Genomic DNA, 13,732 nt, shown 5'->3' on the forward strand with positions numbered 1-13,732 from the left:
GCATCCGGTCAAATGGGCGGCCAGAGCGCCGGGCTCGGACAGCGGCCAGGACGTGAGGAGGTGAGCTGCACCCGGTGTCCGATGACGGAGAGCAGTTCGAGCTTGCTGTGGCTCTCAGTGCCGGGGCGGGTGGTCAGCACGACCAGGGTCTGGGCGCGGTTCTCGGTGTAGAGGAGCTGGGCGTCGACGTCGATGCGGCCGAGTTCGGGATGCAGGACGGTCTTGCAGTCCTCGTAGCGCTGGGCGACCTCCTGGAGTTCCCACATGCGGACGAACTCGGGGCTGTGTTCCTGGAGTTCGGCGAGGATCCGGGCGGCTCGGGGGGTGTCGCTGCCATTTGTCAGCGCGGCCCGCAGGCGCGCTGCCTGGGCCCGGCCGTGGCGTTCGTGGGACTCCTCGGGAACCGTCAGACGCTCGGCCGGGTCCATGAACCAGCGGTAGAAGCCGCTGCCGGCCAGACCGGTGTGGCGGGTCAGGTCGCCGAGCAGCGCGACGGCCGGCGGGTTCATCGCGAGGGTGTCGACCAGGTCGGTCTGCACGAGGGCCGGAGTGTCGTCCAGACTGTCCAGGACCCGTAGCAGGGTCGGGCTGACGTGTTCGGAGCGGCGGAAGCGGGCCGGGGCGTTGTGGCCGATGAGGGCGAAGAGATGGTCGCGCTCGTCCAGGGTCAGCCGCAGCGCCCGGGCGAGAGCCGCGGTGATCTGCACGGAGGGCTGCGGAGCACGCTGCTGCTCCAGCCGGGCGTAGTAGTCGGTGGACATGCCGGCGAGCTGGGCGACCTCCTCACGGCGCAGGCCCCGGGTACGCCTGCGCGGCCCCTCGACCAGGCCGACGTCGCCGGGGCGCAACGTCTCACGCCGACGGCGCAGGAAGTCGGCCAGTTCCTTCTTGTCCATGGCCCCATCCTCGCCGCATCCCACCCGGCTATCCAGAGACCACCGATCCATGGTTGAGCAGTCGGGCGCTCGCAGCGAGACGGCCTGATGGCCGCGTGACCTGCATGACCTGCATGACCCCCGGGAGATTCGCCGACCGTCGGCGGTGCGCCGCAGGCCATCGGCGTGGAGGACGGCCTGCGGGGACGGCCTGCAGGGTGAGCCTTGTAGGTCGGTCAGATGCCGCTGAGCATGGCGAGGACGTCGTCGTAGGAACCGTTGGCCACCGCGTCGCGGAGGAACCGGGCGCGCTCGACGACCAGCTCCTTCGTGTCCGGCTTCTCACGCAGCAGCTCGAGGGTCTCGGTGAGGAAGTCGTCCAACGGCATGGAGTTCTCGTCGTCCTGCTGGCCGAGCAGAGTCGTGCGCACGCCCGGCGGCACCACCTCGATCACCTGGACGCTGGCGTCGGCACCGGCGAGCTGGATGCGCAGGCTCTCCGAGAAGGAGTGCAGCGCTGCCTTGGTCGCGCTGTAGGTCGGCGTGATCGGGAACGGTACGTACGCCAGCGCCGAGGTGACGTTCATGACGACCGCGTCGTCCTTGCCCACCAGCAGCGGCAGGAACGCGTACGTCATCCGGATCGTGCCGAGCAGGTTGATCGTCACGTGATCCTCGGCGACCTGGAGTCCGGCCGGGTCGAGGACGTTCTCCCGCAGCATGATGCCGGCGTTGTTGACCAGGACGTTCAGTCCCGGGTGGCTCGCCGCCACGGTCTCGCGGGCCCGGGCGATCGAGTCGGGGTCGGCGACGTCGAGGACGAGCGCGTCGATGCCCGGGTGCTCGGCCGTGATCTCGTCGAGGAGCTCCTTGCGCCGGCCGGCGACGATCACCTTGTTGCCGGCCTCGTGCAGGCGCAGGGCCAGGCCGAGGCCGATACCCGAGGTGCCGCCGGTGATCAGGATGGTGTTGCCGGTCATCTTCATGGGGGGTCTCGCTCCTTCGTTACGGCGGGCCGGTGAGCGCCCACGGCTTCGAACGTAGGGGCGCCCGCACAGGGGCGGGAGAGGAAGGTTTATCCATGGATCGGCCGTCTCTGCCTCGTGAAGCGGCTGTACGACGGTGCCCTGCCACTCGTCGCGGAAGGACTCGGCGACCTGCCTGGAGACCGAGTCGGGGCCCAGGGAGGAGGAGTCGATGTGCAGCTGTAGGACATCGAGCGGATGCTCACCCTCACCGTGCGCCGGCGCCGGCTCCACGACTCCGCGCAGGCGGTGGCCGTCCGCCCTGTCACACCGGCGGCCGTCTGCCCGCCGTGAGCAGATGCCCGCTCGCCCCCAGCAGTGTCGGCTCCGACTCGATGTGCCGGCACGCGGCCAGCACGGCCTCGCGCCGGTCCGGGTCGTCCAGCCAGTCCTCGAGGCCGGCCATCAGCCAGGCGACGCCCTCGACGCCGTACTGGCCCTCCACGGCCAGTCGCGCGTCGGTGAACTCCTCGGTCACCTCGTCCGGCGCGGCGAAGTGGGCGACGGTGAAAAAGCCCTCGTCGTGGTGGGGATGCCGGCCGTCCACGAGGACGGCGTCGGTGCGTTCGCGGTGTGCCGGGGTGAAGTAGCACTCCTCGCGCAGCAGGTCGTGCAGTTGTGCGTACCGGTTGATGGTGGCCGCGACCACGAGCCCGCCCGGCCGGACCACCCGGACGGCCTCGGCCAACGCCCTTACCCGGTCTGCCTGTTCGGGCAGGTGGTACAGCGGGCCGAGCAGGAGCACCACATCGTACGAGGAGTCGGACGCGGCCAGCTCGCGCGCGTCCCCGAGTCGGGCGGAAACCCCCGGCAGCCGCGAGGCCTGTTCGACGTGGAGCGGTACGGGGTCGACGAGTTGGACCGTGTATCCGTCCCGCGCGAGCCATTCCGCGTGCACTCCGCTCCCGCCGCCGACGTCCAGTACGCGAGCGGGTGCGGCCGGCAGCAGTCTGCGCAGTACGTCCTGGGTGCGCCAGAACTCCAGCCGCCCGATGGGTGTTCCGCCCTCTCTGAGCCGGGCGTCCTCCTTGCCCCGGGCGTAGTAGGCGAGGATCTCCTGGCGCATCTGCGGCGGTGTCTCGGTCATCGCCTCATGGTGCTGATCCATGGCCCGAGCCGACAACGGAATTTCAGGAACCGCGTGCCGTCACCAGTCCCGACTCGTAGGCGAACACGACCAGTTGGGCGCGGTCCCGGGCGCCCAGCTTCGTCATCGCCCGGCTGATGTGCGTCTTGGCCGTGAGGGGGCTGATCACCATGTGCTCGGCGATCTCCTCGTTGGTCAGGCCGCGGGCTGCCAGGGCGGTCACCTCGCGTTCGCGGCGGGTGAGGCATTCCAGGCCGGGCGCGGTGGACCGGTCGGGTGGGCGGGAGACGAACTCGCCGATCAGGGTGCGGGTGACCGCGGGGGACAGCAGGGCCTCGCCCCGTGCCACCACTTCGATGGCCTGGAGCAGGTCGGCCGGTTCGGTGTCCTTCAGCAGGAAGCCGCTCGCGCCCGCCCGCAGCGCCTCGAAGACGTACTCGTCGACGCCGTAGTTGGTGAGGATCACCACGCGGACCCCGGCCAGCTCCGGGTCCGCGGCGATCCGCCGGGTCGCCTCGATGCCCGTCATCACCGGCATCTGTACGTCGATCAGCGCGATGTCGGGCACCTGCGCGCGCACCAGCTCCACGCCCCGCTCCCCGTCCGCCGCCTCCCCGACCACCTCGATCCCGTCCTCGGCGTCGAGCAGGGCCCGGAACCCGGCCCGCATCAATGCCTGGTCGTCGATGAGCGCCACCCTGATCACGCCCACACCTCCACGCGCCCCACCATGCCGCCCTTCGCCCCGATCACGCCGACTCCCGAAGGACCCGCACAGGGCCCACCCCCGAGAGCCCACCCACCGAGAACCCCGCCCACGCCCGCGCACAAGACCCCGCGCATACCGGGGACCAGTTCCGCACCCCGAGAAGCCACCCTCCGCTCACACCGACTCCCCCACCCCCAACGGCAGTTCCGCCCGTACCGAGAACCCGCCCTCCTCCCGCGGCCCGGTGTGCAGCGTCCCGCCCAGTGCCGTGACGCGTTCGCGCATGCCGGTCAGGCCGTGGCCGGGCTGCGGTGGGCAGTCCGGACGGGCGGCCCCGTCGTCGTCCACGCGTATCGCCACGTCGTCCTTGCCGTAGGCCAGTTCGACCCGTACCTTCGCCGGGCCCGCATGCCGGGCCGCGTTCGTCAGGGACTCCTGGACGATCCGGTACACGGCCCGGTCCAGGGGAGCGGGCAGGGCGCACTCCTCGCCCGTCACGCTCAGTTCGACGGCCAGGCCCGCCGCCCGCGCCCGTTCCACGAGCAGCGCCGGGGTGCCGGTCGGCTCGTCGGTGCGCAGGACCTCCAGCGTGGCGCGCAGCTCGCGCATGGCCTCGCCGCCGGCCTCCTGGATGGCGAGCAGAGCGGGAGGAACCTCCTCGCCGCGCTTGCGCGCCAAGTGGACGGCCACGCCGGCCTGGAGCTTGACGATGGAGATGCTGTGGGTGAGGGAGTCGTGCAACTCCCGGGCTATCCGCAGCCGTTCCTCCCCGGCGCGGCGCAAGGCCGCCTCCTCCCGGGTGCGCTCCGCCTCCAGGGCACGTTGTTCGGTCTGGCGCAGATACGCCTGCCAGTTGCGGCCGGCGAGACCCGTCACCACCGCGCACACGAACCAGCCCGCGAGCAGCGCGGTCTTCTCGATCGCCTCCTGGGCCGTCGAGCCGGTCGCCGCGTACGCCCCCAGGAAGATCCCGCTCGCCCCGGCCGCCCAGCCCCGGTGCCCCAGCTGGGACGCCAGATGCACGGCGGCGAAGACGGACAGCGCGCCAAGCGGTCCGGGGTGTGCGTGCAGGACGTACGCGGCCCCGGTCACCGTGGCCACGGCGAGCACCACGAGCGGGACCGCGCGATAGAACGCGAGGGCGACCGCACTCACCACGAGGAGCCCGTGGTCGAGGGCGGTCGTGTCCGTGTCGAAAGCCGCCACGGTCACGACGAGGGCGCCGACCACGACCGCGAGGGCCAGGTCGGCGAGCCGCTGGGAGGTGGCCGAATCGACCGGGTGCCCGCTCATGCCCACACGCTAGACCGCCGCACCGACACCGGCGTCAGCCCTGTGGACAACTCCTTGTCTACTCCCCCCGTAGTAGCCCCGGACCCGCCCCGCACTCGTCGGCGCAGCGCCAACTCCCTTCAGCCGTACGACGACCGGGACCCGTACCGGAGCGCACGCTGCTGTGCATGTCCACACCCTTCCGCTACACCGAGCCCCTGCCGCCCAAGGCCGCCACCGGCCGTGTCGCCGAGGTCTACGAGCAGGTGTCCCGCGACTTCGGCATCGACGAACCCGCCACCTTCGTGGTCCTGTCCTCCGCACCGGAGCTCCTCGCCCCCACGTGGGCGCTGATGCGCGAGTCTCTGATCGCGGGCCCCGGCAACCGCACCGGCAAGGAGCTGGCGGCGCTCGGGGTGTCGCTGGCCAACCGCTGTCCGTTCTGCGTGGACGCGCACACCATGCTGCTGCACGCCACCGGCGACCACGCACTCGCCGAACGCGTCGCCCGAGGGGAGCGGCCCAAGAACGAGGAGCACGCACGCGTGCTGGAGTGGGGCAGGCACACGCGCGTGCCGGGCGGCCTCGACGCAGCGCCGTACCCGTTCCCGCGCGAGCACGCTCCGGGCTACCTCGGCACCGCGTTCGCCTTCCACTTCATCAACCGGATCGTGTCCGCCCTGCTCACCGAGAACCTGCTGCCGGGCAACGCCCAGCGCTTCCGGGCCGTCCGCTCTCTCGGGGGCCGTACCCTCGCCCGGACCGTACGCCGGTCCGCCCGGCCCGGCGCGTCGCTCCCGCTGCTCGACCTGCCCGACCCCGGCGAAGCCCCCGCGTGGGCGGACGGTACGCCTGTCGGACTCGCGTACGCGGCGCTGCTGCGGGCGGCCATGGCGGGCGCCGGCCTCCTCGGCGTCGACGACCAGGACCTCGTGGAGGAGACACTGCTGGACTGGGACGGGTCGCACCCGCCGCTCGATCTCAGCGGCTTCCCGGACCGGCGGGAGCGCCCCGGTGCGCGTCTGGTGCTGCTGGCCGCGCTCGCGCCGTACCGGATCACCGACGAGGACGTGGCGGCCTGGCGGCGGCCGGAGCACACCGACGAGCGTCTGGTGCACCTCGTGGCCTACGGGGCGTTCCTGGCCGTGGACCGTGTCGAATCGGCCCTCCACCGGCCCATCACCCGGACATAAACGGACACATGACGCATCGATGGCAGGGTGCGGTGACGGCACAGGTACGGAGCGAGTTCAGACTTCCGCCCCACAGGCAGACATGTGAAACTGGCGTCCCGTCCGCAGTGCGGACCCCTCCGCACCGTCCGTCCCCCACGAAAAGTGCGCCGTGCGAAATCTTTCCCTGCCGCTCGCGCTCACCGCGCGCATCTCGCCCGTAGTCGTGCTCGCCGCGGCGGGCTGGGCGCTGACGTCGGGCCCGGCCACCACCACGCCGGCCGCCGAGAAGGAGTCGGCGCCGCGGTCCGCCGGCGAGTCCCCCTCGGGCGCGTCCACGGCGGCACCCACGAAGCGGTACGCCGCCGCGCCCGCGCCCTGCGGCAGCATCAGCACGGCCACCATCAAGTCGCTCGTGCCGGGCGCCAAGACGGCCGGCAAGGAGATCCCCTCCACGGACACCGCGCTGCGCCGCACCTGCTCCTGGAACGCGCTCAAGGGGTACGACTACCGCTGGCTCGACGTGTCCTTCGAGATCACGGAGTCCGATGTGGCGGCCGCCAAGTCGTACAAGGAGAACATCTCCGAGAAGAGCGGCGGCGGGAGCGTGCCCGGGGTCGGCGACGCGGGGTACTCGGTGGTGAACCTCACGACCCAGGACAAGCAGCAGACCCGCGAGGGCGTGGTCATGATCCAGGTGTCCAACGCGCTGGTGACCGTGACGTACAACGGCAGCGACTTCGAGTCGAAGAAGGCGCCCAGCACGGACGAGATCAACAAGGGCGCCATCAAGGCCGCCAAGGAAGCGGTGGCGGCGCTGGAGAGCGGTCGGAAGACCTGAGTCGGTGGACCCGGGGCCGATCCGACCGCCCTCCACGCGCGCGTGACGCGCACGGTCAGGCCGCGATGCCCTCCTGCTCCCTGCCCTTCGGCAGCATCAGCGCGATGTACAGCAGCAGGGACGCGCTCAGGCCCACCGCCCAGCCGTAGTCGGCCAGCGGCTTGAGGAACGGGATCAGACCGTCGGTCGGGAACGGCCCGGTCTTCTTGCCGTCCGCGCCCACAGCCGAGTACGAGCCGCCGACCGCGAGCAGACCGCCGACCACGAAGGCGGCGATCGCCCGCCAGTTCCAGCCGTTGGTGTACCAGTAGCGGCCGCCGGGCGTGTACAGGTCCACGAGGTGCAGGACCGTGCGCCGCACGATCCAGTAGTCGGCGATGAGGATGCCCGCCACCGTGCCGAGCAGACCGCCGACCACGCCGAGCCACGTGAAGATGTAGAACTCCGGCGTGGAGATCAGCTTCCACGGGAAGATCAGGACGCCGAGGACGCCCGTGATCAGCGCGCCGGTGCGGAAGTTGATGAACTTCGGGGCCAGGTTGGACAGGTCGTACGCCGGTGAGACCACGTTCGCCGCGATGTTCACGGAGACGGTGGCGACCAGCACGATGACGAGCGCGAAGAGCAGACCGAAGGCGTTGTCCGTCTTGGCGGCCAGCGCGACCGGGTCCCAGATGGCCTCGCCGTAGATGGCCTCGGATCCGGAGGTGACCAGCACGGCGAGGACCGCGAACAGGGTCATGGTGGTGGGAAGTCCCAGGGCCTGGCCCCAGGTCTGCGCCTTCTGACTGGCGCCGAAGCGGGTGAAGTCGGGGATGTTCAGCGACAGAGTGGCCCAGAAACCGATCATGCCCATGAGGGACGGGAAGAAGACCGGCCAGAAGTCCGCGCCCCAGCCGAGCTTGGACGGCTGGTCGAGCAGCGCGCCGAAGCCGTCGGCCTTGACGGCGATCCAGATCAGCAGCACGAGGGCGCCGGCGATCACGAAGGGCGCGGCCCAGTTCTCGAAGTGCCGCAGGAAGTCCATGCCGCGGTAGATGATCGCGATCTGGAGCGCCCAGAACAGCACGAAGCAGAGCCACAGGGGCCAGGGGTTGCCGGCGATCTCGGCCGCGTTCTCCCAGTGGCCGCCGGTGAGCTTGGAGCCCAGCGCGAAGATGCCGCTGCCGCCGATCCAGGTCTGGATGCCGAACCAGCCGCAGGCCACGGCTGCCCTGATCAGCGCCGGGATGTTGGCGCCGCGCAGCCCGAAGGAGGCACGGGCGAGGACCGGGAAGGGAATGCCGTACTTGGGTCCGGCGTGCCCGGTGGCCAGCATCGGCAGCAGCACGATGATGTTGGCCAGGGCGATGGTGAACACGGCCTGCTTCCAGTCCATGCCGAGTGCGACCAGGCCGGAGGCCAGGGTCCAGCTGGGGATGCAGTGCGCCATGGAGATCCACAGGGCCGCGAAGTTGTACGTGGTCCACTTGCGCTCGGAGACCGGTACGGGACGCAGGTCCTCGTTGGCGAAGGGGCTGTCGGTGGGGAAGGCCTCGGGGGCGAGTTCGACGCGGCCACCGGCGGACTGCGGTATCGGCGACCCCGGAGGGACTGTTTCGGTCATGGCAGGCCAATCGATCAGAGCGGGACGGGAAAGGCCGTGCGGGGGCCTTGGGCCCCTCTCCGCCCCGGGACGGCGGGGCTGAGAGGGGAGAACAAGGTGTGGGGGGTCGGGGATCGCATATCAGGCGTTGAGCGCGGGGATGACCTTCGAGCCGTACGCGTCGATGGTCGCTTCCTGGGCGTCGTGCATGTCGTAGACGGCGAACTGGTCGACGCCCAGGTCACGCAGCGCGTTCAGCTTCTCGATGTGCTTCTCGACCGGTCCGATGATGCAGAACCGGTCGACGATCTCGTCGGGCACGAACGCGGTGTCCGGGTTGTCGGCCCGACCGTGGTGCGAGTAGTCGTACCCCTCGCGGGCCTTGATGTAGTCCGTGAGTTCGTCGGGGACGGCGGCCGAGTGCTCGCCGTACTTGGAGACCAGGTCGGCCACGTGGTTGCCGACCATCCCGCCGAACCACCGGCACTGCTCGCGCGCGTGGGCGAGTGCCTCGGGCGAGTCGTCCTCGGTGACATAGGCGGGGGCGGCGACGCAGATCTTGACCTCGTCCGGCGAGCGTCCGGCGGCGACGGCGGCGTCCTTGACCGCCTTCACCATGTACTCGGTGAGATACAGGTCGGCCAGCTGGAGGATGAACCCGTCGGCCTCCTCACCGGTCATCTTCAGCGCCTTCGGCCCGTACGCCGCCATCCATACGGGGAGTTCGGCGCCCTCCTTGATCCACGGGAACCTGATCACCGTGCCGCCGAGGTCGGCCTCCTGGCCCGAGCCGAGCGCCCTGATGACCTTCATGGCCTCGCTGATCCGGGCCAGCGTGTTGGGCGTACGGCCTGCGACGCGCATCGCGGAGTCGCCGCGGCCGATGCCGCACACCGTGCGGTTGCCGAACATGTCGTTGAGGGTGGCGAAGGTGGAGGCGGTGACCTCCCAGGTGCGGGTGCCCGGGTTGGTGACCATCGGGCCGACCTTCAACTTCGTGGTGTTGGAGAGGATCTGGCTGTAGATCACGAACGGCTCCTGCCAGAGCACGGCGGAGTCGAAGGTCCACCCGTAGGTGAAGCCGTTGCGTTCGGCCCGCTTCATCAGGCTGATGACCTTCGATGCGGGCGGATCCGTCTGCAGGACGAGTCCGAAGTCCATGGGCGCCACTCCTAGTTGAGGTACTGACAGGTGGAGCGGGGGGTGTACGTGCCGTGCCCGGCGTGCCCGGTGTACTCCCGCTCGGTGATGACGAGTTCGCCGCGCGAGAGGACCGTCTCGACCCGGCCGGTGAGGCGCTTGCCCTCGTAGGCCGAGTAGTCGACGTTCATGTGGTGGGTCTCGGCGGAGACGATCTGCTCGGCGTGCGGGTCGTAGATGACGATGTCCGCGTCGGCGCCCGGGGCGATGGTGCCCTTCTTCGGGTACATGCCGAACATCCGGGCCGGGGTGGCGCAGGCGATCTCGATCCAGCGGCGGCGCGAGATGTGCCCGTCGACGACACCCTGGTGGAGCAGGTCCATGCGGTTCTCGACGCCAGGGAGGCCGTTGGGGATCTTCGAGAAGTCGCCGCGGCCGAGTTCCTTCTGGCCCACGAAGCAGAAGGGGCAGTGGTCGGTGGAGACGACCTGGAGGTCGTTGGTGCGCAGGCCCTGCCAGAGCTTGGCCTGGTGTTCCTTCGGACGCAGCGGGGTGCTGCACACGTACTTCGAGCCCTCGTAGTCGGGCTCCGCGAGGTTGTCCGTCGAGAGGAACAGGTACTGCGGGCAGGTCTCGCCGAAGACGTTGAGCCCCTCGTCACGCGCGCGTGCCAGCTCGGCCACCGCCTCCATGGCCGAGACGTGCACGACGTACAGGGGCGCGCCGGCGACCTGCGCGAGCTTGATGGCGCGGTGGGTGGCCTCGGCCTCCAGGAGCGCCTTGCGCACCTCGCCGTGATAGCGGGGGTCGGTCTCGCCGCGGGCCAGCGCCTGCTCGACCAGTACGTCGATCGCGATGCCGTTCTCGGCGTGCATCATGATCAGGCCGCCGTTCTCGGCGGAGCGCTGCATGGCGCGCAGGATCTGGCCGTCGTCGGAGTAGAAGACGCCGGGGTAGGCCATGAACTGCTTGAAGGAGGTGACCCCCTCCTCCACCAGCAGATCCATCTCCTTGAGCGTCTCCTGGTTCACATCGGAGACGATCATGTGGAAGCCGTAGTCGATGGCGCAGTTGCCCTCGGCCTTGGCGTGCCAGGCGTCCAGGCCCTCGCGCAGGGTGTGGCCGACGCTCTGCACCGCGAAGTCGACGATCGTGGTCGTACCGCCCCAGGCGGCGGCCCGGGTGCCGGTCTCGAAGGTGTCGGAGGCGAAGGTGCCGCCGAACGGCAGCTCCATGTGGGTGTGGGCGTCGACGCCACCGGGGATGACGTACTTCCCGGTGGCGTCGATCGTGCGGTCCGCGGTCCAGCTCTGGGTACCGGGCACGGCGAGGGCGGCGATGCGGCCGTCCTCGATCAGCACGTCGGCGTGGATCTCGTCGGACGCGGTGATGACGAGGCCACCGCTGATGACGGTACGGCTGCTCATGTTCCCTCTCCTGCCAAGGTGGTCGGTTCGGTCAGGGTGCGGTCAGCGGGGGGTAGGCGTCCGGGCGGCGGTCCCGGTAGAACTGCCAGCGGTCGCGGACCTCCCGCAGCTTGGCCATGTCCAGGTCGCGGACGACGAGTTCGGTCTCCTTGTCGCTCGCCACCTCGCCGACGAACTGGGCCTCCGGGTCGACGAAGTACGTCGTCCCGTAGAAGTCGTTGTCGCCCAGCTCCTCCACGCCCACCCGGTTGATCGCGCCCACGAAGTACTCGTTGGCGACGGCCGCCGCGGGCTGCTCCAGCTGCCACAGGTAGGCGGACAGTCCGCGCGAGGTGGCCGACGGGTTGAAGACGATCTCGGCGCCCGCGAGGCCCAACGCCCGCCAGCCCTCCGGGAAGTGGCGGTCGTAGCAGATGTACACACCGATCCTCCCGACCTTGGTGTCGAAGATCGGCCAGCCGAGATTGCCGGGACGGAAGTAGAACTTCTCCCAGAATCCCGGGACTTGGGGGATGTGGTGCTTGCGGTACTTGCCGAGGTACGAGCCGTCCGCGTCGATCACCGCGGCGGTGTTGTAGAGGACGCCGGGCTGCTCCTCCTCGTACATCGGCAGGATCATGACGATGCCCAGTTCCTTGGCCAGCGCCTGGAACCGCTTGACGATCGGGCCGTCCGGGATCTGCTCGGCGTACTCGTAGAACGACTTGTCCTGGACCTGGCAGAAGTACGGCCCGTAGAACAGCTCCTGGAAGCACAGGACCTGAGCACCCTGCGCGGCCGCGTCCCGGGCCGCCTGCTCGTGTACCTGGATCATCGACTCCTTGTCGCCCGTCCACGCGGTCTGGAAGAGGGCGGCACGAATCACTCTGCTCATCGGGACCTCCGGTCACTCGGTGTGCGAGAAGACTAGGAAGTCCGAAAAGCTGCTCTGAGTTGCACGGTGTCACGTCCGCGGGCCTTGGGCGTGCCACGGTGTCACCCTGTCGTGAGCCCATGTTTCACCGCCGTTTTCCCAGGTCGTGGCATGTTTCAGCCCTGTTGCGCGTCGTGCGCGAGAAGTGCGATGTGCACCGAGGCGGCCTGCTCGAAGTCGTCGAGGTCGACGCCGAGCCGGCCCTGTATGGCTTCCAGCCGCCGGTACAGCGCGGGGCGGGAGACGTGGTGGAGCTGGGCGGTGCGGGACTTGTTGCGGCCGGTGGCGAGGTAGGTGCGCAGCACCGCCAGCAGATCGTCTCCCGCCGCGCACAGCAGTCCGTCCAGCTCGCGCTCGGCGAAGGACTGCACGTGCGGGTCGTCCCGCAACAGCCGTATCAGGCCGCGCAGATGGACGTCCTTGAGGCGGACGACGGCCGGGAGGTCGAGCACCCCCGAAGCGACGGCGTCCGCGACATGCCGGGCCTCGCGCATGCCGGCGGGAACGTCGTCCCACACCGTACGAGGGTCGGCCGCCGCCACGACCATCCCCGTGAGCCGCGCCGCGAAGTTGGCCGTGAGTACGGCGGCGTCCTGGTCCCGGGCCAGGCTCAGCAGGACGGCGGTGGCCCCGTCGGCGAGTTCGGCGACGATTCCCGGCAGCCCCAACAGCCGTAGCACCCGGTCGAGTTCCGCCGGGTCACCGTCCCGTACGACGAGCGGCACGAAGGTGCGCCGGTTGACGGGCAACCCGGCCGCCCGCGCGCGGGGCAGCAGCTGCCGGGCCGGTACGACCCCGCTGACCAGGTCGGTGAGCAGGCTCTGCGCGGACTGTTCCTCCCAGGTGTGGGCGGAGGTGCCGCCGAGCATGCGGTGCAGGACGAGGGACTCGGCGGCTCGGTCGGCGAGGAGGCGTCCCGTGGCCGTGTCGCCCCGGTAGCCGCACAGCATGATCTGGCCCCAGCGTTCCCCGCGCCCGGCCAGTTCGGCGCGGATCCAGCCGTCACCCTCGCTGCCGCCGGCCTGGCGGGCGATGCGCTCCCAGTCGCGCAGCACGTCGTCCACCGCGGACCGCTCCCCCGCGGTGGCGAGCACCCGGTGGGCGAGGTTGGTGACGACGACGGGACAGCCGCTGTGGTGGGCGATCTCGTCCAGCATCCGCTGGAGCGGGGCGCCCGCGGTGATGAGTCCGGTGAGGGCGGTGCGGACGGCCTCGGACATGCTGACGGCGGCGAACTTCCGCCGTACCAGCCGGGCTTGGACCTCCTCCGTCAGCTCGGCGAAGGGAAAGGGCCGGTGCAGGACGACCATGGGCAGCCCGCACCGTTCGGCGGCCCGGCGCATCACGTCCGGCGGGGCCGGGAAGGCGCGGCCGAGTCCGAGGACCACGGCCGCGGCCTCCGCGCGGTGCAGGGACCGGATGTACTCGGTCTGCTTGTCGTCGTCACCGGCGAGCAGCACGCCGGTGGTGAGGACCATCTCGCCGCCGCTGAGCATCACGCCGACGTCGGCGGCCTCGGCCACGTGCACCCAGCGCACGGCCCGGTCGAGCTGGCCGGCGCCGGCCACCACCTCGGGCTCCCCGGCGAGCACCCGTTCCAGCATGAGGACCTGGCGGACCGACAGGGTCGGCTCCAGAGGTTCCAGGGGCTCCAGGCGCTCCAAGGTGGTGCTCATGACGGTGTTC

Annotated in this window: 12 protein-coding genes; 2 read left to right on the top strand and 10 right to left on the bottom strand. The window is 70.4% G+C overall.

Features of this window, described 5'->3' with window-relative positions; translation table 11 throughout:
- Positions 1-8: 8 nt before the first annotated feature.
- The 5 genes from ACZ39I_RS38125 to ACZ39I_RS38145 form a co-directional block, all read right to left on the bottom strand.
- Entirely contained in the window at positions 9-896 is an 888-nt protein-coding gene (locus ACZ39I_RS38125; RefSeq protein WP_467249808.1) for a helix-turn-helix transcriptional regulator, read from the bottom strand.
- Between the two features lie 215 nt (positions 897-1,111).
- Positions 1,112-1,861 (bottom strand): SDR family oxidoreductase, encoded by a 750-nt coding sequence (locus tag ACZ39I_RS38130; RefSeq protein WP_467249810.1) that lies wholly within the window; start codon positions 1,859-1,861, stop codon positions 1,112-1,114.
- A gap of 304 nt (positions 1,862-2,165) precedes the next feature.
- Positions 2,166-2,987: a class I SAM-dependent methyltransferase gene (locus ACZ39I_RS38135; protein WP_467249812.1), complete on the bottom strand. Its 822-nt coding sequence runs from the start codon at positions 2,985-2,987 to the stop codon at positions 2,166-2,168.
- A gap of 43 nt (positions 2,988-3,030) precedes the next feature.
- Positions 3,031-3,693: a response regulator gene (locus ACZ39I_RS38140; RefSeq protein WP_467249814.1), complete on the bottom strand. Its 663-nt coding sequence runs from the start codon at positions 3,691-3,693 to the stop codon at positions 3,031-3,033.
- 177 nt (positions 3,694-3,870) lie between these two features.
- The gene (locus tag ACZ39I_RS38145) at positions 3,871-4,989 is read right to left on the bottom strand and encodes a sensor histidine kinase (protein ID WP_467249816.1); all 1,119 of its coding nucleotides are present in this window, start codon (positions 4,987-4,989) and stop codon (positions 3,871-3,873) included.
- Between the two features lie 167 nt (positions 4,990-5,156).
- Here ACZ39I_RS38145 and ACZ39I_RS38150 point away from each other — a divergent pair, with 167 nt between their 5' ends.
- Entirely contained in the window at positions 5,157-6,161 is a 1,005-nt protein-coding gene (locus ACZ39I_RS38150) for a carboxymuconolactone decarboxylase family protein (protein ID WP_467249818.1), read from the top strand.
- Positions 6,162-6,312: 151 nt separating this feature from the next.
- Positions 6,313-6,981, top strand: coding sequence for a hypothetical protein (locus tag ACZ39I_RS38155; RefSeq protein WP_467249819.1), 669 nt, complete (start codon positions 6,313-6,315; stop codon positions 6,979-6,981).
- A 55-nt stretch (positions 6,982-7,036) separates the two neighbouring features.
- Here the strand turns inward: ACZ39I_RS38155 and ACZ39I_RS38160 are convergent, their stop codons facing one another.
- From ACZ39I_RS38160 to ACZ39I_RS38180, 5 genes are all read right to left on the bottom strand, one after another.
- Positions 7,037-8,587 carry an NCS1 family nucleobase:cation symporter-1 gene (locus ACZ39I_RS38160; RefSeq protein WP_467249821.1) on the bottom strand — a complete coding sequence of 517 codons (1,551 nt, stop codon included), beginning with the start codon at positions 8,585-8,587 and terminating at the stop codon, positions 7,037-7,039.
- A gap of 120 nt (positions 8,588-8,707) precedes the next feature.
- The gene (locus tag ACZ39I_RS38165) at positions 8,708-9,727 is read right to left on the bottom strand and encodes a TIGR03842 family LLM class F420-dependent oxidoreductase (RefSeq protein WP_467249823.1); all 1,020 of its coding nucleotides are present in this window, start codon (positions 9,725-9,727) and stop codon (positions 8,708-8,710) included.
- An 11-nt stretch (positions 9,728-9,738) separates the two neighbouring features.
- The gene (gene hydA, locus ACZ39I_RS38170; RefSeq protein ID WP_467249825.1) at positions 9,739-11,133 is read right to left on the bottom strand and encodes a dihydropyrimidinase; all 1,395 of its coding nucleotides are present in this window, start codon (positions 11,131-11,133) and stop codon (positions 9,739-9,741) included.
- Between the two features lie 31 nt (positions 11,134-11,164).
- Positions 11,165-12,007, bottom strand: a complete 843-nt coding sequence (locus tag ACZ39I_RS38175) for a nitrilase-related carbon-nitrogen hydrolase (RefSeq protein ID WP_467249827.1) — start codon at positions 12,005-12,007, stop codon at positions 11,165-11,167.
- Positions 12,008-12,162: 155 nt separating this feature from the next.
- A complete protein-coding gene (locus ACZ39I_RS38180; RefSeq protein ID WP_393598575.1) occupies positions 12,163-13,722 on the bottom strand; it encodes a PucR family transcriptional regulator in 1,560 nt (519 codons plus the stop codon).
- Positions 13,723-13,732: the final 10 nt, after the last annotated feature.

The organism is Streptomyces sp. NPDC024687 (genome assembly GCF_055559055.1).